Raw genomic sequence first — 22,787 nt, forward strand, 5'->3', positions numbered from 1 at the left:
GAGACCATATTTATTGGGTCACTTTGAAAAACCTAAACTGAACCTGATCTTCGTTTTGTTGGTCTTTCACTCTAAAGAAAATGCCTTCGTTGCTGACAAATAGACTATTCTCGAAATATAAGGGCAAGTCAATTTCACCCACAGGAAGGTCGTAGTAATTCAGTGCTTCTGTTTCTGTGTCCATTACTATTAGAGTCGCACCTAATGGGTTGGGAATGGGTTTTTCTTCCCCTTCAAGAAATTTTGGTTTTGTGCCATGATGCAGCACTCTATAAATAAATCGGCCATCGGGAGATAACAGCATACTTTTATAATGAGGTGGTTGCTTAGGGTTCTCGAAAGCCCTTGAGCCATTATCATAGCGTTCTATAATTTGTAGGGTTGAGTAATCAGAATAGTTGGCTATTTTTATTGTTGGAACTCCAGCATAAATAGCTTTGGCCAGCTTGCCTTCTTTGAAAAGAAAGAGGCTATCGGAAATGGAATTGCTACTATAGAGGTAGTTTTCATTGCTAGTGAAAAACCTATTAATGGAATAAGCACTTTCACGTCTTTCGTTTGCTTCTTCTTGCACTTTCTGAATCTCTCCAAAGTTGTTGATTATCTCTTCTGTTTGAACAAACTCCTCGATGATGGAGTCCTTCTCAAAATTGAAAATTGCATATTCATGATTTTTACTATCTCTACGCATTTGGGAAATCACCATTTCTATGTGGCCGTTCTTGAAGCGTGAATCTGGGTGAAAACGGTAGAATTTTGAGTCAGAAGTAATCAGTGGCATTCCATTGTGGAGTTTGGCACCCTTGCTCTTCTTTGTAAGTACTTCTCCTTTACTGTTGATGAGATGGATGCCCATTGACCCGTCAACAAAAATTGAATCTATGGTATGTATGAAGAATTTGCTAGCATTTTTTACTGCGTTAGGACCATCTTTTTCCATACTAATCTTTTTGAAAAGATCATTAGTCTGATAATCGTATAGGTAAATAGAGTGGGTAATTCGGTCGTAAAAAGTAATGTATTCCTTGTTATTAACGGTGGACAATTTGAGGGCTGTTAGAACTTCAAAATTGACCCCGTCTTCAAGAGCTAAGGTTTTAATTCCACCATCAGAAATAGTCAAGGTTTGAGTTGTGCTGCTTTCATTGGTGACCTCCCTTTGTTGCTGGCAAGAAAATAGTGTAAGAAAACAGGTAGATAAAAGTAGTATCGTATGACTTGATCTATTCATTTCATTTATTTGAACTATTAATTTAGTTAAAATAAACTTAGACACAACCGTTCCGTGAAATTCTTAACCAAGGATTTCACTCTTAACTAATTCACTGATCCCTGATTTCTGTTTAGTGACTCGCTCCTTCCTTAATTGCTTCCACCACTTCTGGGTTAAGCAGGGTTGAAATATCGCCTAAATTGTCACCGTCTCCAGAGGCTATCTTTCTCAGGATTCTACGCATAATTTTACCTGAACGGGTTTTAGGCAAGCCTGGCACAATCTGTACTTTGTCTGGTCTGGCAATTGGCCCAATGATTTTATTAACCGTTTCTTTAATTTCCTTGGTCAGACCTTCTTGAGTTCGGCCTTCCATATCGCAAATAACAAAAGCGTAAATGCCTTGGCCTTTAATATCGTGCGGATAACCCACTACTGCCGACTCAATCACTTTCGGATGTTCATTAATGGCGTTTTCAACTTCGGCTGTGCCCATTCTGTGTCCAGAAACGTTGATCACATCGTCCACTCGCCCTAGAATTCTGTAGTAACCGTCTTCATCTCTTTTCACGCCATCGCCAGTAAAGTAATGGTTAGGGAAAGTAGAAAAGTAGGTTTGTTTGCAACGGTCGTGGTCGCCATAAGTGGTGCGCAGCATAGAAGGCCAAGGGAACTTGATACAAAGATTTCCTTCAACTGAATTGCCTTTTAGTTCATTCCCCTCATTATCTAAAATTACCAATTGAACGCCTGGCAATGGTAAAGTGGCATAAGCAGGTTTGGTTGGGGTAATTCCTGCTAAAGGTGAAACCATAATTCCACCCGTTTCGGTTTGCCACCAAGTGTCTACGATTGGGCATTTTCCTTTTCCAACATGGTCGTGATACCAGTGCCAAGCTTCTTCATTGATCGGTTCACCTACGCTACCCAATACTTTTAATGAATCTAGTTTATAAGGTTCAATTGGTTCGGTGCCATAGGCTTGCAAAGCCCTGATGGCCGTTGGTGCGGTATAAAACTGATTGACCTGATGTTTGTCGCAAATGGCCCAGAATCGACCAGCATCAGGAAAAGTAGGTACGCCTTCAAACATAATGGAAGTGGCGCCCGCCAGTAACGGTCCGTATACAATATAAGAGTGGCCTGTGATCCAACCTACATCAGCTGTACACCAATACACATCGCCTTGGTTGTATTGAAAAACATTTTGAAAGGAATAGGCGGTGTAAATCATATAGCCACCACAAGTGTGTACTACACCTTTGGGCTGGCCTGTTGAGCCTGAAGTATAGAGGATGAAGAGCATGTCTTCTGAATCCATTTCCTCAGCTTTGTTTTCGGAAGAAACACCTTCAATGGCATCGTGCCACCAAATGTCGAGGCCTGAAGTCATTTGAATGTCTTGACCAGTTCTTTTTAATACGATTGTGCTTTCAACGGAGTCGCAATTCTTTAGTGCTTCGTCTACCACTTCCTTAACGGGAATCTGTTTGTTGCCTCTGAAATTACCGTCCGCTGTAATTACCATTTTAGCTTTGCAGTCATTAATGCGGTCACTTAGTGCATTGGCCGAAAAGCCCGCAAATACAATAGAATGTATGGCACCTATTCGAGCACAAGCTAGCATGGCGATGGCTGCTTCAGGCACCATGGGCATATAAATAATTACACGGTCGCCTTTACCAACTCCTTTGGCTTTAATGGCATTAGCAAACTGACAAACTTTGGCGTGGAGTTCTTTATAGGTGAGGGTGATATGCTCTTCTTCGGGGTCATTCGGTTCCCAAATAATTGCCGCTTGGTCGCCTCGGGTGTACAGGTGGCGATCTAAAATATTTTCGGTGATATTCAGTTTTCCGTTAACGAACCACTTTACATCTGGTGTTTCAAAATTCCAGTCCACAACCTTATCCCATTTTTTCCTCCAGTGGAAGGAATCGGCAATTCTAGACCAAAAAGACTCTGGATCTTGAACACTCTTTTGGTATTCGTACATATAACCGCTTAGGCTGTGGATTCTGTCGCTCATATTTTCTGGTTTTACAGCCCATTTTAATCATTTATGCGCTTAACTGAAAGAGGTTTTGTAGATCAGTTGTGTAATTGTAGATTTGTTAAGAGCCATTAATCATTATGAGTGAAAAAAATTACAAGTTCGAAGCTGTTATCCAAAATGGAGGAGAAAAATGGCCAAATGCAGCTTGTGTTACGCTTCCGTTTAATGTAGAGGAAGAGTTTGGAACTAAGGGTCAGGTGAAAGTAAATGCTACTTTTGATGGGGTACCATACCGCGGCTCTATAGCCAATATGGGAACTGGCCATATTTTAATTTTAAGAAATGATGTTAGGGCTGCGATTGGAAAAAGTCATGGAGACACAGTAATTGTAACAGTTCAGAAGGATACAGAAGAAAGGTTGGTAGAAGTGCCTGATGTATTAAAGGCAGAGTTTAAGATTCACCCTAAAGCCGAAGTTTTTTACAACTCGCTCTCGTACACCAACCGCAAAGAATATGCCCGATGGATTGACACGGCCAAACGTGAAGAGACTAAAGCCAAGCGTTTAGAAAAAACGATTGAAATGCTCTTGACTGGGGTGAAGCATCCGTAATTTAAATCATCAACTGCGCCAAAACCGCAGCAGCCGCACCCAATAAAGAAACCGAAAATTTCTTCCAATTAAGTTTGTGGTGCGGGTCACTTTCAATAAAAATAGTAGTGGAAATTTGAAGAAAACTACCCGCAACTACAGCAAAGAAAATGATCAAGTATTTTTCGGGCAATAGATTGGAATGACTAAAATACTCTGAAGTAATTAAGCCCAAAGGAGAGCTGATAGCAAAGATGAACAATAGGCCAAATGCCTTGTACTTGTTTTTAAGTTGAGCTACCAATAATGCCATAAGCGCCAATGAGGCAGGTATTTTGTGCATTACAATGCCTAGCAATATTTTAGGGGAACTACCATGACTATATACCGAATCAGGGCTGTGGTTAGAGTGCAACGAATCCGTTAGAATAGAACCTTCCAAAAATGAATGCAGTACTAGTGCAATCAGCAAATAGGTTACAGGAACTCGCGTATGAATATGGGTGTGACCATGTTCTACTCCGTTAGAAAAATTTTCTAATATTTTCTGAATAAAGAATCCGATAAGGATATAAAGCCCAAGGTTAAATGGGTCTTCTCCGCTCATAAATATATCTGGAATCAGATGTATTACTGTAACAGAGAATAAATATGCGCCAGCAAAAACAAGAAAGTAGCGGATTTTGGTTTCGCTGAAAGTTGCATTACCTAAAATGAAAAGGCCCGGTACAAGGGCGCAAAGCAATAAAATTGTGACGTTTATTAGCAAATTTGAAAATCGTTAATGCAACAGCATTGCAAATATGATAAAGAAAATCGAATTTTCATTTAAATAGTTCCCGATTGGTTATAGTCTTATTGTTGGTTTATGGTTTTTCCTTTTAGGCCAGGTGAAATGTAAGTTTGAGTATTTCCATCTTGGTCGGAGTATATAAAGTAGGCTTCCAAGTTCGAGTTACTTTCTATCATTTCTTTTGCTTTCTCTAAACCCATGGCCATTGAGGCGGTAGCATATGCATCGGCATACATACAAGTGGGAGCAACTACAGTAGCGCTTAGAAGAGTAATCATTTTCGGGTAGCCAGTTTTCGGATCAATGGTGTGGGCTACTTTTTTTCCATCTACTATTTTGTAATTACGGTAGTTACCAGAAGTCGCCATTCCGTGATCTTCCAATTGAATGGCATCGAAAACACCGCCAACGCGATTTTCATCTGGTACTTCAATGCCAATGGTCCAAGTTTCGCCAGAATCGTTTTTGCCTTTGGCGCGTACTTCGCCACCAATTTCAACCATAAAGTTTTGAATGTTCTGTGCCTTTAAGTACTCCGCTACTACATCAATTGCTTGACCTTTTGCAATAGCCGAAAAGTTAAGTTTCAGTTCAGGAATGGTTTTGATTACTTCTTCGTTAGTGAAACTTACTTTTTCAAAACCTACATATTTCAAAACTGAATCTACTTGACCGCTGTCAAGCGAAACGCTTTTCCCATCACCAAATCCCCAAGCGTCAACCAATGGGCCAACCGTTGGATCGAAATAACCTCCAGATGCTTTATACACTTCCTTACTAGCAATAAGTACTTCTGAAAAGTAAGGGAAATTAAAGGTCGCCTTTCCTTCTTTATTGAAGATTGAAATTTCTGAATCGGGGATGTAAGTAGAAAGCGACTGGTTGAAGTCGGCCAAAAGTGAATCAATTTCCTTTTTGAAATTCCTGAGGTCTTTGTCAATATACTTAATGTTGTAAGCAATAACGCCCATTGTGGTGCCTTGAACCAACACCATTTTTGGTTTTTGGCTCTCACGGTATTTCCAAACTGCAAAAATTGCAATTACTAACACGAGTAGGTATATTCTAGACCTTTGATTCTTGTCCATTATCTCAAAATTTGAGCAAAGATAATGAGTGCTTTTCCTCGAAGTAAGGTTAAAGAGTAAAAGATTGATTAAGTGAAAAAAACTAACTGCTATCTTAGCAAAAAGATTGGTGAATGCGCGAAGACTATTTAAATGCTGAAGATGACCATCTCAACCCCGAAGAAAAGGATATTGAGAGAGCACTGAGGCCGCTGAGTTTTGAAGACTTTACGGGGCAACACAAAATTGTTGAGAACTTAAAAATATTTGTTCTGGCAGCGAAAGGGCGTTCAGAACCTTTGGATCATGTGCTATTACATGGCCCTCCGGGGTTGGGTAAAACCACCCTATCACACATTATTGCCAATGAACTCAAATCCGATTTAAAGATTACTTCTGGGCCAGTGCTCGATAAGCCTAGCGATTTGGCTGGTTTACTGACCAATTTAGAACATGGCGATGTGCTTTTTATCGATGAAATCCACAGACTGAACCCTATTGTGGAGGAGTATCTGTATTCCGCTATGGAAGATTACCGCATCGATATTATGCTTGATTCTGGGCCAAATGCGCGTTCAGTCCAAATTTCATTAGAGCCATTTACATTAATCGGAGCCACTACAAGGTCGGGTTTATTGACTTCGCCATTGCGTGCGCGTTTTGGTATAAATGCCAGATTGGAATACTACGATGCGAAATTATTAACCACCATTGTACAGCGTTCCTCGGATATTCTCAATACACCAATTGACGATGATGCAGCCTACGAAATTGCCCGAAGAAGTAGAGGAACCCCACGTATTGCCAACAACCTTTTGCGCAGAACAAGAGATTTTGCTCAAATCAAGGGAACAGGAACGATTACCAAAGCCATAAGTGAAATGGCATTAAACGCTTTAGACGTTGATTCGCATGGTTTGGACGAAATGGATAATCGTATTTTGCTCACAATTATCGAGAAATTCAAAGGCGGGCCAGTGGGGATTTCAACCATTGCTACGGCAGTAGGTGAAGAGGCCGAAACTATAGAAGAAGTTTATGAGCCTTTCTTAATTCAAGAGGGTTACCTTAAGCGAACCTCCCGCGGTCGCGAAGCAACAGACTTGGCTTATAAACATTTGAACCTTAAACCCCTTGGCGGACAAACAGGTAATTTGTTTGATGCTTAGTTAAGCTTTATGCTGTCTTAACAACACATCCCAAGCCCCTCTCGAGAGGGGAATGGTTTTGAGGTATAGCAGATATTTCAGTCCTAAAGCGGAATGCTTTTTATGTGTAAAGGCTGAGTTATTAACTGAAAAATTATTCCCTCCTAGAGGAGGGTAGGGAGGTGAGAGGTGACTGAACACTAAAAACAGAAGCTCATTTTAAGAAATTTAGGATTTAAACTACTTGCAAAACATTAACACAAATACCACCATCGTCAAACAAACGGCTCAAAAACTAGGCTTTGATTTCTGTGGTATTTCCAAAGCAGAGTTTTTGGCCGATGAAGCCCCACGCTTAGAAGCTTGGCTTAAAAAAGGTAATCATGGTGAAATGTGCTATATGGAAAACCATTTCGATAAGCGTTTAGACCCTAGTAAGCTGGTGCCGGGAGCTAAATCTGTGGTTTCACTACTCTATAATTATTATCCAGAAAAGGATTTGGCCGAACAACATCCCGATCACTTAAAACTCGCTAAATACGCCTATGGTGATGATTATCATTTTGTGATTAAAGATCGACTGAAAACCTTTATGTCAACTTTAAAGGAAGAAATTGGTGAAGTGGAGGGACGCGTGTTTGTAGACTCGGCTCCAGTAATGGAACGCCAATGGGCAGCTAAAAGTGGTTTAGGTTGGTTAGGAAAAAACACTTTGCTTATTAATAAAGGGCAAGGCAGCTACTTCTTTTTAGCTGAATTGATTATTGATTTAGAACTTGAGCCTGACGGCCCTATCAAAGATTATTGTGGAACCTGCACTAGATGTATAGACGCTTGCCCTACAGATGCAATTACCCCTTATGAAGTAGACGCAAACAAATGTATTTCTTACTTAACCATTGAGCTGAAAGATCAGATTCCCGATAGCTTTCAAGGTAAAATGGATAATTGGGTTTTCGGCTGCGACATCTGCCAAGAGGTCTGTCCGTGGAATAGGTTCTCAAAACCCCATTCAGAACCTGCCTTTCATCCTAAAAATGAGCTGTTAGAATTATTTAACAATAATTGGCAAGATTTAACAGAGGAGGTTTTTAGGTCGGTTTTTAAAGGTTCGGCAGTGAAAAGAACCAAACTTGAGGGTCTAAAAAGGAATATAAAAATGGCAAAAAAATAGCCCATTGCTAAGGTTGCAATGGGCGGTGTTATTCAATAATTTTATCTAGCGAGTAAAAACTGTTCTTCGAGAACATTTCCGTATAAGTGCCCAAATTTCGTATAGCACCACCGTTTTAATTCTTCTAATTCATCTCCGATTACGGAATGAATAGCCTTTCTCAACTCTTTTTCAAACAGCTTCTTATCGAAGCTCACCTTCGCGAGGATAGTTTTGAAATATTCCAACATGTCAAGAGCGTTTAATTGGTTATGAATCTAATGTGCCTGCCGCACGTAGTTACGAACGAAGCGATGAAGATTTAGTTACCCCAAAAATTTAAATTATCTTTAAATCCTCTTCGTTTGAGGAGAAGCGAATATAATAAATAGACATGAGAATTACCAGTTCAAAATTCATTCTTGTCGCCTGTCTCATATGTTTTGGCTTGGTGGCAAAGGCGCAATCAACTACTATTGAATTAGGGCCTGATGAAGTGGGCCTCAATCAGCTTTTTACAATTAAAGTAACGGTGTTGAATGGAAAGTTGAAATCGTATACAGACTTCCCGAATATTGATGGTTTTGCCAAAAGAGGAACTTCTTCTAGTAGCAGTACGAGCATAATTAACGGGCAAGTGAGCTCTTCGCAGAGTATTATTCAACGTTATCTTCCTTTAGAAGAGGGTACTTACCAGTTAGAAGACTTTTCACTTGAGGTAAACGGAGAAACGGTGTCTTCTAAAGGAAAGAAAATTAAAATTACACCACCAGTGGAAACAAGAAGAAATACGGGCAGAACGCCATATGGCCATAGTCCGTTTGACAATTTGTTTGGAGAAGACAAAGATCCTGAGTTTGTGGATATAAAGGAAGATGCCTTTTTGGCCCTTACCACAGATAAAGACGAAGTATATTTAGGAGAAGGCTTTACCGCTACATTTGCTTTTTATGTTGCCGATGATAACAGAGCTCCTTTACAATTTAGTGATCCCGGTACTCAATTATCTGAAGTGTTGAAAACCCTACGCCCTACAAATAGCTGGGAAGAAAACTTTAATATTGAAAATATTGCTCCTGAGAAAGTGAATGTTGGTGGCAAGGGTTATACAAAATATAAAATCTATCGGGCCACATATTATCCGCTTAACCTCGATCCAATAGTTTTCCCTTCCGTGCCTTTCGAAATGATAAAGTATCAGGTAGCCAAGTCACCATCTTTCTTCGGAAGAGACAGGAAAGAAGACTTCAAAACCTTTTATTCTAAAGAAAAGACCGTGAAGGTAAAGCCTCTGCCTCCACATCCGCTTAAAGAGTCAGTAGCTGTAGGAGAGTTCTTCTTGGATGAAAAAATGAACAAAAGAACGCTAGAAACGGGTGGTAGCTTTGAATATACCTTCGGCATTTATGGAGAAGGAAATATTTCGGGAATTACTGCACCAAAAATCCCTAGCAATAAGGCCATTGAATTTTATCCTCCAGATGTGAGCCAAGATATAAGTCGTAACAATAGTAGAGTAACGGGCTCAAAAAAGTTTACCTATTATGGCTTGCCAAATGAACCAGGCGAGTACAATATGGGAGATTATTTTAGTTGGGTATACTTCAACCCAAAAACAGCGAAATACGATACGCTTAAATCTGAAGTGAAGTTTGAAGTGACGGGTGAAAGCAAAAAGAACATTTCAATTTCTTCAGTCGATTTAGGCTCGTTTTACGACTCAATCGAAGATAAATCGAATAAATTAGAGAGTATGACTGAAGATAAAACCATGCAAATACTGGCTAATATTTTAATATTGGCTATGTTCGCGGGCGCTGGTTTTATCTACTTTAAAAAATAAATGGGAAACAGTTTCGGTAATCTTTTCAGAATCCATACTTACGGTGAATCGCACGGAAAGGCTTTGGGTGTAATCATTGATGGCTGCCCAGCGGGTTTGCTTATTGATGAAGCGTTTATTCAATCAGAATTAGATAGGAGAAAACCTGGTCAGTCTAAAATTACAACCCAAAGAAAAGAAGCAGACGAGTTTGAAATCGTTTCAGGTGTTTTCGAAGGGAAGTCTACAGGAACACCTATTAGTATTATGATCCGAAATCAAGATCAGAAGAGTAAAGATTACTCGCACATTGCGGATAAGTTTCGGCCTTCACATGCCGACTATACTTTTCAAACAAAGTATGGTATTAGGGATTATAGAGGCGGAGGAAGAAGCTCTGCGAGAGAGACGGTTGCACGTGTTGCGGCCGGAGCTGTTGCTAAACTTTTTCTCAAGCACCACAGCATTTCATTCTATGCATATGTGTCTCAAGTAGGCCACTTAAAACTCGATAAAGATTATACTCAACTCGACCTCACAAAAATCGAAGACAATATTCTTCGTTGCCCCGATCCGGAAATGGCCGATAAAATGATTGAGTTAATTGACCAAACACGTAAAAACCGCGATACCATTGGTGGAATTGTTACAGGAGTGATTCAAGGGGTTCCGGCCGGTTTGGGCGAGCCAGTTTTTGATAAACTTCATGCCGAAATAGGCAAGGCCATGCTATCTATAAATGCGGTGAAGGGCTTTGAATATGGAAGTGGTTTTGAAGGAGTAAAACTCAATGGTTCGGAACATAATGATGAGTTCTATATGGACAATAACTTAGTGAAAACCAGAACAAATTACTCTGGTGGTATACAAGGAGGCATATCGAACGGACAGGATATTTACTTCAATGTAGCTTTCAAACCGGTGGCTACCATCATGACCGACCAAGAGAGTATTAATGAGGCGGGTGACAGGGTTACGGTTGAAGGTAAAGGCCGTCACGATCCTTGTGTAGTATCGCGTGCAGTACCTATTGTTGAAGCAATGGCTGCTTTGGTAATTGCTGATTATTTGCTAATTAGCGAGACTAATCGAATTTAGACTATCTCCCAATATATATGAAAAAGCTTCCTCTTCATGTCAAAATAATGATCGGGCTCTTGGCCGGTGTTATCTGGGCATTTATATCAAGTGCATTAGGTTGGAATGATTTCACCACTAATTGGATTGATCCTTTCGGACAAATCTTTATTAGAATGTTGAAGTATATCGCTGTGCCATTGGTGTTATTCTCAATCATTGGCGGTATTTCCGGACTAAAGGACTTGTCTAAGTTGGGTCGAATGGGTGGGAAAACTTTATCATTCTATTTGGTGACGACTATTTTTGCTGTAGGTATTGGTTTAATTCTAGTAAATGTTATCAGACCAGGTGATTTTATTGATGAAGAACAAAGAATTAAAAACCGTTTACAATACGAAGAATGGGTTTCTGCTACGGATGGAGTAGAAATTTTAGATGGGAAACACTACTTAGATGATCCTAAGTATAATGGGCTTGATTTCCGCAAGGAAATGACCGAAGCCGAAAAGAAACTGGTAGAAGAAAAGAAAGCAACGGCTGAAGAAAAGAAGGATGAAGGACCGCTTTCGTTCTTAGTCGATATGGTTCCTGAAAACATTATTTTATCCCTTTCTAATGATAAATTGATGCTTCAAGTGATTTTCTTTGCCATCTTCTTTGGAGTTTGTTTGGCGCTAGTGCCAGACGAAAAAGGGGCAGGCTTAAAGAACTTTGTTGACGCCACAAATGAGGTATTCCTTAAAATGGTAGACCTCATCATGAAGTCAGCACCATTCTTTGTTTTTGCATTATTGGCTGGTGTTATTTCCAAAATGGCCGATACACCAGGAGAGGTTCTGCAAATATTTAAAGGCCTAGCCTCATACTCTGTAACATTGGTCATTGGGCTTCTTTTCTTGATTTTTGTTTTTTATCCTCTAATTGTCAAGGGTTTTGTTAAAAGCCTGACTTATAAAAAGTTCTTTCAAAAAATTAGTCCAGCTCAGTTTTTAGCTTTCTCTACCAGTTCTAGTGCTGCTACTTTGCCAGTAACAATGGAGTGCGTTGAAGATAATCTAGGGGTGTCTAAAAACGTTTCAAGTTTCGTGTTGCCTATTGGTGCAACAGTGAATATGGATGGTACTAGTTTGTACCAAGCCGTAGCTGTTGTGTTTATGGCGCAAATGCACATGGTGGATTTATCTGTAACACAACAGCTTACCATTGTTCTTACTGCAACTTTGGCGTCAATTGGTTCGGCAGCAGTGCCAAGTGCAGGTATTGTAATGATGGTTGTGGTACTTCAATCGGTAGGCTTGAATCCTGCTTGGATCGCTATCATTTTCCCTGTAGATAGGCCTTTGGATATGCTTAGAACAGTAGTGAATGTAACTGGTGATGCCACCGTAGCCACTTTGGTAGCCAAATCTGAAGACGAATTAAAGGAAGACTGAGAAACTTTTCGAGTACCTTTGTAGTTCAAAAGGACTAGACAGTTAGATATGAAAGCGGTAAATATATACATGGAGGCTAACCCCAACCCAAATTCAATGAAATTTGTGGTGAATTTTATGCTTCTGCAAGAAGGCGTTAGTTTTGACTATCCAAATATGGAGTCTGCAAAGGATTCTCCATTGGCTCAAGAACTATTTAAAATTCCTTCAGTAGAAAGAGTTTTCTACATGAGTAACTTTATTACAGTAACTAAATCTGAATCGGTAGAGTGGCCAGAAATTCAGAACGAAATTAAAAATGTAATTAAGCCTTACTTAGAAAATGACAAGCCTTTAATTCTTCAGGAATTAGATAAAGATCCATTGTTTGATGAGAACGACTCTGAAGTTGTAAAACAAATAAAAGGTATTCTTGACGAATACATTCGCCCTGCGGTTGAACAAGATGGTGGAGCTATTGGCTTTGCTTCTTTTAATGATGGAGTGGTGAAGGTAAACCTTCAGGGTTCTTGCAGCGGATGTCCAGCCTCAGCGGTTACCTTAAAATCTGGTATTGAAAACTTGCTGAAGAGAATGCTTCCAAATGATGTGAAAGAAGTCGTAGCAGAAGGCGTTTAAAAGAATTAAACATATTGAAGTTATATTTAAGGTGATTCGAAAGGATCACCTTTTTGTTTGAGTATCACTTAGATTTTGAAACTCTATTTAATGAATAATATGAAAGCGAACATCAAGAAAATAGCAGTGTTAACCTCCGGAGGAGATGCCCCAGGAATGAATGCAGCTGTCAGGGCAGTGGTTAGGTCTAGCGTCTATTATAACCTCGATGTTTATGGAGTATATAAAGGCTATGATGGCCTTATCAATGGAGATATAGAACAGCTTCAAGTTCGGTCAGTCTCTAATATTCTTAGCCGTGGCGGTACATTTCTACTTTCCGCTAGAAGTGATGAGTTCAGAACTAAAGAAGGGAGGGCTAAGGCCTATGATAATTTCAAAGCAAATGATCTAGATGCGTTAGTGGTGATTGGTGGTGACGGTTCATTTACTGGTGCTGATGTTTTTAGCCAAGAATATGATGTTCCCGTTTTAGGAATTCCTGGTACTATTGACAATGACTTAGCAGGAACAGATTTTACTATTGGATATGATACTGCCTGTAACACAGCTACTGAAGCTATTGATAAAATAAGAGACACTGCCTCTTCTCACGAAAGACTTTTCTTTGTAGAAGTCATGGGCAGAGACGCTGGCTTTATAGCCGTAAACTCGGGGATAAGCGGTGGTGCTGTTGCAATGCTATTGCCAGAACACAATTGGGGAATCGATGATTTGATCAGAAGACTCCAAAGAGGGGCGTCTAGCGAAAAGGCCTCTAACATTGTCATCGTAGCCGAGGGTTGTAAACTTGGTTCTGCTTATGACATAGCTGCCAAAGTAAAAGCTCAGTTAGATTACTTTGATATTCGTGTAACAGTTTTAGGGCATTTACAGCGAGGTGGTTCGCCTACAACCTCCGATAGAGTTCTTGCTAGCAGGTTAGGTGTTGCGGCTGTTGAGGGCTTGTTAAATGGGCAATCCAATGTTATGGTAGGGGTGGTTAATAGTAACGTGGTTTATACACCCATCAGTGAGGCGGTTAAAACCATTAAGAAAATTGATGCTGAGGAATTTAGGATCGCTAAAATTCTTTCGATCTAGTTAATGTTACTCGTTATAAATTCTTTCGCTCGAAGAATTTAGAATTGGGCCAGCTTGCTGGCAAACTACCTCCTAAATATTCTACATAAGGCAATTAAACAAAAAAGCCCAGCAAATGCTGAGCTTTTTGAAGTAGTCCGTAGGGGAATCGAACCCCTGTTGCTGAGATGAAAACCCAGTGTCCTAACCCCTAGACGAACGGACCCTTAATAGTGCAGAGGAGGAGGGATTCGAACCCCCGGTACCTCGCGGTACAACGGTTTTCAAGACCGCCGCATTCGACCACTCTGCCACTCCTCTGTGTGTGATCTCCCGTTTGGGACTGCAAAGATAGTGGTAATTTTATTTTTGCAAATAGCCAAGGCAAAATTATTTATCATTTGCTTCACGAATTTCCATTTTGGCCTTGTCGATAGCCGCATTCATTTCAAATCCTACTAGTAAAATGAGGGAAATTATGAATAGCCAAAGCATTAACACCAACAATGCCCCAATCGAGCCATAAAGCTTATTGTAATTGCCAAAATTGTTAACGTAATAAGAGAAACCAAATGAAGAAACAATAATTGCCAAAGTTGAAAATACTGACCCTATGCTCAGGAAATGCCATTTTTCGTGGATTGCCGGAGCCCAATAGTATATGGAAGATATTGCGATTTGAAATATAAGGTAGAGAAATACAAACCTCAAAATAAAGACTAAATCTACAGAAATATTGTCATTGATGATGGCTCTGATTTCCGAATCAAGGATCATTTGTTGGCCTACAATAAGCAGTGCAATCGAAATGATAAAAGATAGCGCAAGAATGAAAATTAATATAGTAGCAATGAATCTAATGGAGAAAAAGCCCCTAGTTTCATTGGTTTTATAACAAGCATTAAAGGCACTCATTAGTGAGGTCATACCATTGGTAGACAAAATTAATGTAAGAATAAAACCGACTGAAAGTAGTCCGCCACGCTGTTTACTGATAATGTCGTGGATCGTGGTTTCTGCTGCGTTGTATAAATTCGAAGGTAATATGTCTTTCAAAAATCCTATGATCTCATCGTTGGTGAGTTCAGGGAAGAAGTTTTGAATGTAGGGCGTTAAGGTAAATAGAAATATAATTGCCGGAAAAATGGCCATTGTGAAACTAAATGCTACCCCGTTGGCGCGATCTAGAATTTCATCATTTGACATTTTTCTGATAAAGATCAGAATGGCGTCATAAAGACCAATTTTGTCTTTCCCTAGCTTTATTTTCTGAAGAAAGGCTACCAGTTTAAGGTAATACTTGTTTTCAAATACAAATTTTAGAATTCTATTTTTCATCAAAATAGGGTTCTAATACTTGAACTAATTCTTTTGGTGCCTTGGTAAGTTTATTGGATTCCATATTCACGAAAACCAACGTAGTCATGCCTTCATTAATAAGGTAATTTTGTTCGTTTCTTATTTCGTAATTGAAGCGCATTCTTACTTTCGGTATTTCTGGTATGGTCACTTTAATAGTAAGCAGCTGGTCATATTTAGCTGGGCTATGATATTTGCTGTAGTTTTCATGTACAGGCATCATAATTCCCGCTTTTTCCAATTCACCATAACTGAACCCAATTTGTTTCAACGCTTCTACTCTTGCTACTTCGTAATACATAGCATAGTTACCGTAATAGACATAAGCCATTTGGTCTGTTTCGGCATATCTTACCCTAATTTGGGTGGAAGCAGTATACATTATCTGAATATTCTTCTTTCGTTCAGTGCTTTTTGGAACAAGGCTGCATTCTTATTATGCTGAACCAATGTTTTGGCGAACCTGTGATACCCAGAAAAATCTTCTTTGGCACACATATAAATATAATCATGCTTTTCGTAATTCAATACAGCATCTATAGAAGATATGGTGGGTAAGTTAATTGGCCCAGGAGGTAAACCTCTATTTAAATAAGTATTGTATGGGCTTTGAACTCTTTTGTGCTCATTCAACACCCTTTGGATTGTAAAGTCACCCAAGGCATAAACTAAAGTGGGGTCGGCCTGAAGCGCAATATTTCTTTCAAGTCGGTTGAGGTAAAGCCCTGCAATAGTTGGGCGCTCGTCATTTTTTATACTTTCGGCCTGAACAATAGAAGCTAAAACGGATACCTGAACAGGCGTTAAGTCTAATGTTTTTGCTTTTGCCAATCTGTCTGCCGTCCAAAATTTCTTATGTTCTTCGGCCATTTTTGAGAATAATTCCTCAGGCTTAATTGTCCAGTATACCTCATAGGTATTGGGCAAAAACAAGGTCATTACATTTTCTGTATTTACTCCATATTTTTCCAAGAAGGCATCATCATTTAAGAGTGCTTCAAATTCAGCTGGTTGAATACCAGTATTGTCAGTGATTTTTTCAGCCAGTTCATGTTTCAACCTAACATTATTGAAAGTAATTCTAACAGGCATTTGATCGCCTGCTCTGAGCATTCTTACCGCTTCAAGGTTCGACATACCAGATTTCAAGTAATAAACCCCAGGTTTTACCAAGTCTTGGTAACCCATGGTTTTTGACACAAAACTGAATGATATAGGGTCATTGATGATGTTGGCATCGTAAAATTTGTTTCGTACTTCATCAAATCCTTCACCATATTCAATTGTAATAGAAGTATCGGCTTGCTCAATAAGAATATTGGCCCCGTAAAACATTTGGTAGAAATAAAAACTAAAGGAGGTGAGGAGTACCGAAAACACCACCATTGCTAACAGGAAAATCTTTCTTTTCTTCATTGGGTTACAAAAATAGGGTTTTTGTCATAACTTCGATTCGTTAAATGAAGACTAATGCAAGCCGAATTAATAAGACTTTATCCTGAGAACCCTGAGCAGGAGAAAATCGATTACATAGTATCGGTTTTGAGAGATGGGGGAGTAATTATTTATCCAACCGATACGGTTTATGGTATTGGTTGTGATTTTTCGAATACCAAAGCAGTAGAGCGGGTTTGTAAAATCAAAAACGTAAAACCCCAGAACCTTTCATTTATTTGTTACGATTTAAGTGAGATTTCTGAATACGTAAAACAGCTTAGCACTCCAGTGTTTAAAATGATGAAGAAGGTGCTTCCAGGGCCTTATACCTTTATTTTAAACTCTAACAGTAGTGTGCCGAAAATTTTGAATGCTAAGAAGAAAACGGTAGGGATTAGAGTGCCGAACAATAGTATTCCGCGCCTTTTGGTAAAAGAACTAGGGCGGCCAATCATTACTTCTTCTATTCAGGGTGAAGACGATGTGATTGAATACTCAACTGATCCGAGTTTGATTTTCGAGAAGTACGAAAACCTTGTAGATATTGTAATTGATGGGGGTTATGGAGGTAATGTGCCTTCAACCGTTATTGATTGCTCTAACGACCAATTCGAGATTATTAGAGAAGGTTTGGGAGAGACTGAAGGATTGTTTTGATGCAGAACATTCTCATAGAACTTCATTATTTACCCTCTATCGCTTACTTTTCTGCGCTTTATAAAGCAGATGAGATATACATCGCAAGCCAAGGGAGGTTTGAAAAAAGAACTTATTTAAATCGAAGTACAATTTTAACCTCGAATGGCCCGCTTGACTTATCGGTGCCTGTGTTTGGTGCGAATAAGAGAATTCCAATTCAGGAAGTTAAAATCGACTATCACCAAAAATGGGTGAACAATCATTGGCGTGCCATTCAGTCTGCCTATGGTAAATCGCCTTTCTTTGATTTCTATTCAGAAGAAATAAAAAAGATACTGTATTCTAGCCCAAGTCATTTATTTGCCCTTAACAAGTCATTACTGACAATGTGTCTCAAGTTTCTGCAAATTGACAAACCTGTGATTTGGCAAGAAAACATTGAAGAAATTACTAAACCCGATTTAACGGATATGAGGGGGGATATTCACCCTAGAAAGCCAATCTCGGAACTGCTTTGGTTTGACCCAAAACCTTATCAACAGATATTTGGCAGTAACTTTGTTTCAAACCTTAACATCTTAGATCTTTTGTTTTGTACAGGCCCAGAAGCCTTAGAGGTTTTAAAGCGGTCAGTTGTTAGTTCATTGAACAAATAATCTTTTGATTACGTTTTGTGTTAGATCGTAAATAGAAAATACTATATTGATCTATCCTATAATAATTAGAACAAGCCATTCAGAAAGGAATAAATGGAAGCTAAATTTTCGAATAGAGTAAAAGAAGTCATTTCGCTGAGCCGTGAGGAGGCGCTTCGTTTGGGTCACGATTATATTGGCACGGAGCACCTTTTGCTAGGAATGATCAGAGAAGGAGAAGGCATCGCGGTGGGTATCTTGAAAAAACTTGGTACTTCGCTAGAAGAATTGCGAGAATCAGTGGAACGTGCAACCAAAGGTACGGCCAATCATAATGTCAAGAATTTGGCAAATATTCCGCTTACCCGTCAATCAGAAAAAGTACTTAAAATCACTTATTTAGAAGCAAAAATCTTTAAGAGCCAATTGATTGGTACTGAGCATTTGTTGCTTTCTATTTTAAGAGACGAAGACAATATTGCCACTCAGATTTTAGAAAAATTTGATGTGAACTACGAGGTTGTAAAGGAAATGCTGGAATACCAGACAGACAATGAAACACCATTGGCATCATCTGACACAGATGATTCTGATGACGATTCTTCAAAAATGTTTGGAGGCGGATCGGGAGCTTCTTCCGATAAGCCAGGCCAAAAAGGTACTGAAAAATCGCGCACGCCTGTGCTTGATAACTTTGGTCGCGACCTGACCAAATATGCGGAAGAAGATAAGCTCGACCCGATTGTGGGGAGAGAGAAAGAAATTGAGCGTGTAGCTCAAATCTTAAGTAGAAGAAAAAAGAACAATCCGATTCTTATTGGAGAGCCAGGCGTGGGTAAATCTGCTATTGCCGAAGGTTTGGCTTTAAGAATTATTCAGAAGAAAGTGTCGAGAATACTGTTCAATAAAAGAGTAGTAACGCTTGATTTGGCATCTCTTGTAGCTGGTACTAAATACAGAGGCCAGTTTGAAGAGCGAATGAAAGCTGTAATGAACGAGCTTGAAAAGTCGCCTGAAGTGATCCTGTTTATTGATGAGCTGCATACCATTGTTGGCGCAGGTGGGGCATCGGGTTCGCTAGATGCTTCTAACATGTTTAAGCCAGCCTTAGCTCGTGGCGAAATTCAATGCATTGGAGCGACAACTTTGGATGAGTATCGTCAGTATATCGAGAAAGATGGTGCTTTAGCGAGACGTTTTCAACAAGTAATGGTGGATCCAACTACAGTTGAGGAAACCGCTATGATTCTTGAAAATATCAAAGAAAAGTATGAAGAACACCACCATGTAAATTATACTCCAGAGGCAATTAAGGCCTGTGTAGCGCTTTCTGATCGTTATATTTCTGATCGTTTTCTGCCAGATAAGGCCATAGACGTTTTAGATGAAGCGGGTGCAAGAGTACACATCAACAATATCCATGTACCAGATGATATTGTTAGTTTAGAGGCTGCCATTGAGGATATTAAGAAAGAAAAAAATCGAGTAGTTAAAAGTCAGAAATACGAAGAGGCTGCTCAATTAAGAGATAAAGAAAAGAAACTCATTGATCAGCTTGATAGAGCGAAGGCCAAATGGGAAGATGAAAGTAAAGCGAAGCGCTATACAGTTGATGAAGAAAATGTAGCCGAAGTTATCGCTATGATGACGGGTATTCCTACAAAACGAATTGCACAAAAAGAGCAATCAAAACTGGTAGGAATGGGCGAACAACTTAAGAAACGCGTAATTGGTCAGGATGAGGCAATTGCTAAATTGACCAAAGCGATTCAGCGTACCAGAGTTGGCCTAAAAGACCCAGGAAAGCCAATAGGAACCTTTGTTTTCTTAGGCCCTACTGGTGTTGGTAAAACAGAATTGGCCAAGGAGCTTTCAACCTATTTATTCGACAAAGAGGATTCTTTGGTAAGAATAGACATGAGTGAGTACATGGAGAAATTCTCGGTATCTCGCTTGGTAGGAGCGCCTCCGGGCTATGTGGGTTACGAAGAGGGTGGTCAGCTTACTGAGAAAGTAAGAAGAAAGCCTTACTCTGTGGTGTTGCTCGATGAAATCGAAAAAGCACACCCAGACGTTTTCAATATTCTATTACAAGTATTGGATGACGGTATTCTTACAGATGGCTTAGGTCGAAGAGTAGATTTCAGAAATACCATCATTATTATGACTTCCAATATTGGAGTACGTGACTTGAAAGATTTCGGAACTGGAATTGGTTTTAGCACTCAGTCGAGAAAGGAAAACGAGGACGCTGTAATGAAAGATACCATTCAGCGTGCTTTGAAAAAGACTTTCAGCCCTGAGTTTTTAAACCGTTTGGATGATGTGATCATTTTCAATTCTTTGGGAAGAGAAGACATTCACAAAATCATCGACATCACACTCAGCAAACTATTCAAACGTGTCGAAGAAATGGGTTACAAAATTGAGTTGACCGAAAAAGCTAAGGATTTCTTGGCCGATAAAGGTTTTGATCCTCAGTTTGGTGCCAGACCTTTGAACAGAGCAATTCAGAAATATTTGGAAGACCAAATTGCTGAAGAAATTCTGAAAGGAAGCGTAAATGAAGGCGATACTCTTGTTGCCGACTACAGTGGAGAAGGTGAGGCTTTAACGTTAAAAACAAAGAAGAAAAAAGCGAGTAAAAAGAAAGAAGAAGGGCCTAAAGAATAAATAGGTGTACTTCGCTAAACATATTAAAACCCTAGCCATTGGCTGGGGTTTTCTTTTTACACCCAATTGAAAAAAGAAAAGGAGCCCCGTATGAACTCCTTATCAACCAAAACATATTTGTATCAAATCAATTTTACGAAGGGATTTGAAAACTTCAATTCTGTAACGAACTCTAAATGTTATAGCGTATTTAAAAAGTTCGATAATTTATCAACTATAACCTCTCCCTATTTGCCAAGGGCTTACACCTTCAGGTTCGTTTCCGCTTGGTTTTTTGCGGTAAACTTCGTGAAGATGATTCTGTCAAAAATTTGCTGTTGCTCTAGTGTACTTATTGCCCTAATCGAAGCATAATAACTTGCTTTGGCCTGCCATTAATGAAGGTTAAAAAATAAGCAGGTATAAGTGACTTTTGCCAAAAAGCCTGTCATAGATAAAATGATTCACCATAAGATTGAAGGGTTTTTTAAGTGAAAATATTCTTACTATCAATCATTTTTTATTTGAACATTGCAGGCATTTACTATCTTAATAAGATATGAGGGAAATACAGAAAATTGAACTGAGACAACTTGAAATTAGTGACTTCAAAAACTTAACAGAATCTATGAAAGCGGCCTACGAAAATTGGTCGGGAGGCTGGTGGGACGAACACCATATTCAGAAACTCATAGATATTTTTCCTGAAGGTCAGTTGGTGATTGTAGCCGATGATGAAATAGCAGGTTGCGCCTTGAGCTTAATCGTAGACTACGATAAATTTGGCGATAATCACACTTATGCAAAAATAACTGGTAACTACACTTTTTCTACTCACGACCCTAATGGCGATGTAATTTATGGTATCGAGGTATTTATAAAGCCTGACTTTAGAGGCTTGCGCTTGGGTCGAAGACTTTATGATGCCCGTAAGGAGCTTTGCGAAAACTTGAACCTAGAGGCGGTTGTTTTCGGTGGTCGAATTCCGAATTATCATAAATACTCAAATGAGCTCACCCCAAGGCAGTACATAGATAAAGTAAAGCTAAAGGAACTATATGATCCAACCCTGACCTTCCAGCTGAGCAATGATTTTCACGTAAACAAGGTGATTAAAGGCTACATGCCGGGTGATGACGAGTCGGAGGATTATGCAGTACTTTTAGAGTGGAACAATATCTATTATGTAGAGCAAGAGCCACAACTTAGTGATCAGAAGACAGTAGTTCGCTTAGGGCTAATTCAATGGCAAATGCGGCCGTACAATGGAATTGATGAGCTTTTCGAGCAGATTGAATTTTTTGTCGATGCCGTTTCGGGTTACAAAAGTGATTTCGCTTTATTTCCTGAATTCTTCAACGCCCCATTAATGGCCAAGTACAATCACCTTTCTGAGGCTGAAGCCATTCGTAAGCTAGCAGAGTTTACCGATGAAATTAGAGAGCGTTTCTCCAAATTGGCGATTAGCTATAATGTAAACATCATTACAGGCAGTATGCCTAAAATGGATGGTCCTAAACTTTATAATGTTGGCTTTTTATGCCGAAGAGATGGTACTTTTGAAGAGTATACAAAAATGCATGTGACTCCAGATGAAGCCAAGTATTGGGGCTTAACGGGCGGAGATAACATTAAAGTTTATGAAACTGATTGTGGCCCAATCGGTGTGTTGATTTGTTATGACGTGGAATTTCCTGAGCTGCCAAGAATTTTGGCCAATGATGGCATGAACATACTTTTCGTTCCGTTCCTGACTGATACCCAAAACGGATACTCCCGTGTACGCTATTGCGCTAGAGCAAGGGCAATTGAAAACGAATGTTACGTGGCCATTGCGGGTTCGGTAGGTAACCTTCCTAAGGTTGAAAACATGGATATTCAGTTTGCACAGTCTGTGGTTTTTACCCCTTGCGATTTTGCTTTCCCAACCACAGGAATTAAAGCCGAGGCCACGCCAAATACAGAAATGATTTTAGTAGCCGATGTAGATTTGGACTTGCTCTGGACGCTACATAACAAGGGTGCAGTTCGTAACTTGAAAGACAGAAGAACGGATGTTTATGATATTCAACTGAAAAAGAAATAAG

At 39.5% G+C, this 22,787-nt stretch carries 20 protein-coding genes and 2 tRNA genes; 12 read left to right on the forward strand and 10 right to left on the reverse strand.

Going from position 1 to position 22,787, the window contains the following annotated elements; genetic code table 11:
• Positions 1 to 10: 10 nt before the first annotated feature.
• Both OB69_RS04600 and acs read right to left on the reverse strand, forming a co-directional pair.
• Complete coding sequence (locus tag OB69_RS04600) at positions 11 to 1,231, reverse strand: DUF4221 family protein (RefSeq protein WP_053222528.1); 1,221 nt, start codon at positions 1,229 to 1,231, stop codon at positions 11 to 13.
• Between the two features lie 112 nt (positions 1,232 to 1,343).
• The gene (gene acs / locus OB69_RS04605; protein ID WP_053222529.1) at positions 1,344 to 3,242 is read right to left on the reverse strand and encodes an acetate--CoA ligase; all 1,899 of its coding nucleotides are present in this window, start codon (positions 3,240 to 3,242) and stop codon (positions 1,344 to 1,346) included.
• A gap of 104 nt (positions 3,243 to 3,346) precedes the next feature.
• On the opposite strand from acs, the gene OB69_RS04610 reads away from it, so the two are divergent.
• A complete protein-coding gene (locus OB69_RS04610) occupies positions 3,347 to 3,823 on the forward strand; it encodes a YdeI/OmpD-associated family protein (RefSeq protein WP_053222530.1) in 477 nt (158 codons plus the stop codon).
• 1 nt (position 3,824) lies between these two features.
• On the opposite strand, the gene OB69_RS04615 is transcribed toward OB69_RS04610, so the two are convergent.
• The gene (locus tag OB69_RS04615) at positions 3,825 to 4,571 is read right to left on the reverse strand and encodes a ZIP family metal transporter (RefSeq protein WP_071426713.1); all 747 of its coding nucleotides are present in this window, start codon (positions 4,569 to 4,571) and stop codon (positions 3,825 to 3,827) included.
• 86 nt (positions 4,572 to 4,657) lie between these two features.
• Positions 4,658 to 5,683 (reverse strand): FAD:protein FMN transferase, encoded by a 1,026-nt coding sequence (locus tag OB69_RS04620; protein WP_053222532.1) that lies wholly within the window; start codon positions 5,681 to 5,683, stop codon positions 4,658 to 4,660.
• A 113-nt stretch (positions 5,684 to 5,796) separates the two neighbouring features.
• On the opposite strand from OB69_RS04620, the gene ruvB reads away from it, so the two are divergent.
• Together ruvB and queG are read left to right on the forward strand one after the other, a co-directional pair.
• On the forward strand, positions 5,797 to 6,831 hold the full coding sequence (gene ruvB, locus OB69_RS04625) for a Holliday junction branch migration DNA helicase RuvB (RefSeq protein ID WP_053222533.1): 1,035 nt from the start codon (positions 5,797 to 5,799) through the stop codon (positions 6,829 to 6,831).
• 223 nt (positions 6,832 to 7,054) lie between these two features.
• Positions 7,055 to 7,984 carry a tRNA epoxyqueuosine(34) reductase QueG gene (gene queG / locus OB69_RS04630; RefSeq protein ID WP_053222534.1) on the forward strand — a complete coding sequence of 310 codons (930 nt, stop codon included), beginning with the start codon at positions 7,055 to 7,057 and terminating at the stop codon, positions 7,982 to 7,984.
• A 41-nt stretch (positions 7,985 to 8,025) separates the two neighbouring features.
• Here the strand turns inward: queG and OB69_RS04635 are convergent, their stop codons facing one another.
• Positions 8,026 to 8,214, reverse strand: a complete 189-nt coding sequence (locus OB69_RS04635) for a hypothetical protein (protein WP_053222535.1) — start codon at positions 8,212 to 8,214, stop codon at positions 8,026 to 8,028.
• 143 nt (positions 8,215 to 8,357) lie between these two features.
• On the opposite strand from OB69_RS04635, the gene OB69_RS04640 reads away from it, so the two are divergent.
• The 5 genes from OB69_RS04640 to pfkA all read left to right on the forward strand — a co-directional run bounded on the left by OB69_RS04640 (position 8,358) and on the right by pfkA (position 13,999).
• Entirely contained in the window at positions 8,358 to 9,806 is a 1,449-nt protein-coding gene (locus OB69_RS04640; RefSeq protein WP_053222536.1) for a BatD family protein, read from the forward strand.
• Positions 9,807 to 10,883 (forward strand): chorismate synthase, encoded by a 1,077-nt coding sequence (gene aroC / locus OB69_RS04645; protein ID WP_053222537.1) that lies wholly within the window; start codon positions 9,807 to 9,809, stop codon positions 10,881 to 10,883.
• A gap of 17 nt (positions 10,884 to 10,900) precedes the next feature.
• Positions 10,901 to 12,298 (forward strand): dicarboxylate/amino acid:cation symporter, encoded by a 1,398-nt coding sequence (locus tag OB69_RS04650; RefSeq protein WP_053222538.1) that lies wholly within the window; start codon positions 10,901 to 10,903, stop codon positions 12,296 to 12,298.
• A gap of 48 nt (positions 12,299 to 12,346) precedes the next feature.
• Positions 12,347 to 12,916 (forward strand): NifU family protein, encoded by a 570-nt coding sequence (locus OB69_RS04655; protein ID WP_053222539.1) that lies wholly within the window; start codon positions 12,347 to 12,349, stop codon positions 12,914 to 12,916.
• A 99-nt stretch (positions 12,917 to 13,015) separates the two neighbouring features.
• A complete protein-coding gene (gene pfkA / locus OB69_RS04660) occupies positions 13,016 to 13,999 on the forward strand; it encodes a 6-phosphofructokinase (protein WP_053222566.1) in 984 nt (327 codons plus the stop codon).
• 133 nt (positions 14,000 to 14,132) lie between these two features.
• Here the strand turns inward: pfkA and OB69_RS04665 are convergent.
• The 5 genes from OB69_RS04665 to mltG all read right to left on the reverse strand — a co-directional run bounded on the left by OB69_RS04665 (position 14,133) and on the right by mltG (position 16,753).
• A tRNA-Glu gene (locus OB69_RS04665) sits at positions 14,133 to 14,204 on the reverse strand.
• Between the two features lie 10 nt (positions 14,205 to 14,214).
• Positions 14,215 to 14,299: transfer RNA gene (locus OB69_RS04670), tRNA-Ser, on the reverse strand.
• Positions 14,300 to 14,368: 69 nt separating this feature from the next.
• A complete protein-coding gene (locus OB69_RS04675; protein ID WP_053222540.1) occupies positions 14,369 to 15,316 on the reverse strand; it encodes a YihY/virulence factor BrkB family protein in 948 nt (315 codons plus the stop codon).
• A complete protein-coding gene (locus OB69_RS04680; RefSeq protein WP_053222541.1) occupies positions 15,306 to 15,719 on the reverse strand; it encodes an acyl-CoA thioesterase in 414 nt (137 codons plus the stop codon). The genes OB69_RS04675 and OB69_RS04680 overlap by 11 nt, the downstream gene beginning before the upstream one ends.
• Positions 15,719 to 16,753: an endolytic transglycosylase MltG gene (gene mltG, locus OB69_RS04685; protein WP_053222542.1), complete on the reverse strand. Its 1,035-nt coding sequence runs from the start codon at positions 16,751 to 16,753 to the stop codon at positions 15,719 to 15,721. The genes OB69_RS04680 and mltG overlap by 1 nt, the downstream gene beginning before the upstream one ends.
• A 54-nt stretch (positions 16,754 to 16,807) precedes the next feature.
• Between mltG and OB69_RS04690 the strand changes: the two genes are divergently transcribed.
• The 4 genes from OB69_RS04690 to OB69_RS04705 all read left to right on the forward strand — a co-directional run bounded on the left by OB69_RS04690 (position 16,808) and on the right by OB69_RS04705 (position 22,786).
• Positions 16,808 to 17,431, forward strand: a complete 624-nt coding sequence (locus tag OB69_RS04690) for an L-threonylcarbamoyladenylate synthase (RefSeq protein WP_053222543.1) — start codon at positions 16,808 to 16,810, stop codon at positions 17,429 to 17,431.
• Positions 17,431 to 18,069: a WbqC family protein gene (locus OB69_RS04695; RefSeq protein WP_053222544.1), complete on the forward strand. Its 639-nt coding sequence runs from the start codon at positions 17,431 to 17,433 to the stop codon at positions 18,067 to 18,069. Before OB69_RS04690 ends, OB69_RS04695 begins: the two co-directional genes overlap by 1 nt.
• A 93-nt stretch (positions 18,070 to 18,162) precedes the next feature.
• Entirely contained in the window at positions 18,163 to 20,721 is a 2,559-nt protein-coding gene (locus OB69_RS04700) for an ATP-dependent Clp protease ATP-binding subunit (protein ID WP_053222545.1), read from the forward strand.
• A gap of 538 nt (positions 20,722 to 21,259) precedes the next feature.
• On the forward strand, positions 21,260 to 22,786 hold the full coding sequence (locus tag OB69_RS04705; protein WP_053222546.1) for a carbon-nitrogen hydrolase family protein: 1,527 nt from the start codon (positions 21,260 to 21,262) through the stop codon (positions 22,784 to 22,786).
• Position 22,787: the final 1 nt, after the last annotated feature.

The organism is Roseivirga seohaensis subsp. aquiponti, assembly GCF_001267955.1.
In the GTDB taxonomy this organism is placed as follows: Bacteria; Bacteroidota; Bacteroidia; order Cytophagales; family Cyclobacteriaceae; genus Roseivirga; species Roseivirga seohaensis.

What these genes read in the sequence shown, in the direction of transcription:
- OB69_RS04655 (WP_053222539.1), top strand. Translation starts at nt 12,347, where the DNA reads ATGAAAGCGGTAAATATATACATGGAGGCTAACCCCAACCCAAATTCA.
- aroC (WP_053222537.1), top strand. Translation starts at nt 9,807, where the DNA reads ATGGGAAACAGTTTCGGTAATCTTTTCAGAATCCATACTTACGGTGAA.
- OB69_RS04600 (WP_053222528.1), bottom strand. Translation starts at nt 1,231, where the DNA reads ATGAATAGATCAAGTCATACGATACTACTTTTATCTACCTGTTTTCTT.
- pfkA (WP_053222566.1), top strand. Translation starts at nt 13,016, where the DNA reads ATGAAAGCGAACATCAAGAAAATAGCAGTGTTAACCTCCGGAGGAGAT.
- OB69_RS04650 (WP_053222538.1), top strand. Translation starts at nt 10,901, where the DNA reads ATGAAAAAGCTTCCTCTTCATGTCAAAATAATGATCGGGCTCTTGGCC.
- OB69_RS04690 (WP_053222543.1), top strand. Translation starts at nt 16,808, where the DNA reads ATGCAAGCCGAATTAATAAGACTTTATCCTGAGAACCCTGAGCAGGAG.
- OB69_RS04620 (WP_053222532.1), bottom strand. Translation starts at nt 5,683, where the DNA reads ATGGACAAGAATCAAAGGTCTAGAATATACCTACTCGTGTTAGTAATT.
- OB69_RS04635 (WP_053222535.1), bottom strand. Translation starts at nt 8,214, where the DNA reads ATGTTGGAATATTTCAAAACTATCCTCGCGAAGGTGAGCTTCGATAAG.
- OB69_RS04680 (WP_053222541.1), bottom strand. Translation starts at nt 15,719, where the DNA reads ATGTATACTGCTTCCACCCAAATTAGGGTAAGATATGCCGAAACAGAC.
- OB69_RS04705 (WP_053222546.1), top strand. Translation starts at nt 21,260, where the DNA reads ATGAGGGAAATACAGAAAATTGAACTGAGACAACTTGAAATTAGTGAC.
- OB69_RS04640 (WP_053222536.1), top strand. Translation starts at nt 8,358, where the DNA reads ATGAGAATTACCAGTTCAAAATTCATTCTTGTCGCCTGTCTCATATGT.
- OB69_RS04700 (WP_053222545.1), top strand. Translation starts at nt 18,163, where the DNA reads ATGGAAGCTAAATTTTCGAATAGAGTAAAAGAAGTCATTTCGCTGAGC.
- OB69_RS04695 (WP_053222544.1), top strand. Translation starts at nt 17,431, where the DNA reads ATGCAGAACATTCTCATAGAACTTCATTATTTACCCTCTATCGCTTAC.
- ruvB (WP_053222533.1), top strand. Translation starts at nt 5,797, where the DNA reads ATGCGCGAAGACTATTTAAATGCTGAAGATGACCATCTCAACCCCGAA.
- OB69_RS04675 (WP_053222540.1), bottom strand. Translation starts at nt 15,316, where the DNA reads ATGAAAAATAGAATTCTAAAATTTGTATTTGAAAACAAGTATTACCTT.
- acs (WP_053222529.1), bottom strand. Translation starts at nt 3,242, where the DNA reads ATGAGCGACAGAATCCACAGCCTAAGCGGTTATATGTACGAATACCAA.
- mltG (WP_053222542.1), bottom strand. Translation starts at nt 16,753, where the DNA reads ATGAAGAAAAGAAAGATTTTCCTGTTAGCAATGGTGGTGTTTTCGGTA.
- OB69_RS04610 (WP_053222530.1), top strand. Translation starts at nt 3,347, where the DNA reads ATGAGTGAAAAAAATTACAAGTTCGAAGCTGTTATCCAAAATGGAGGA.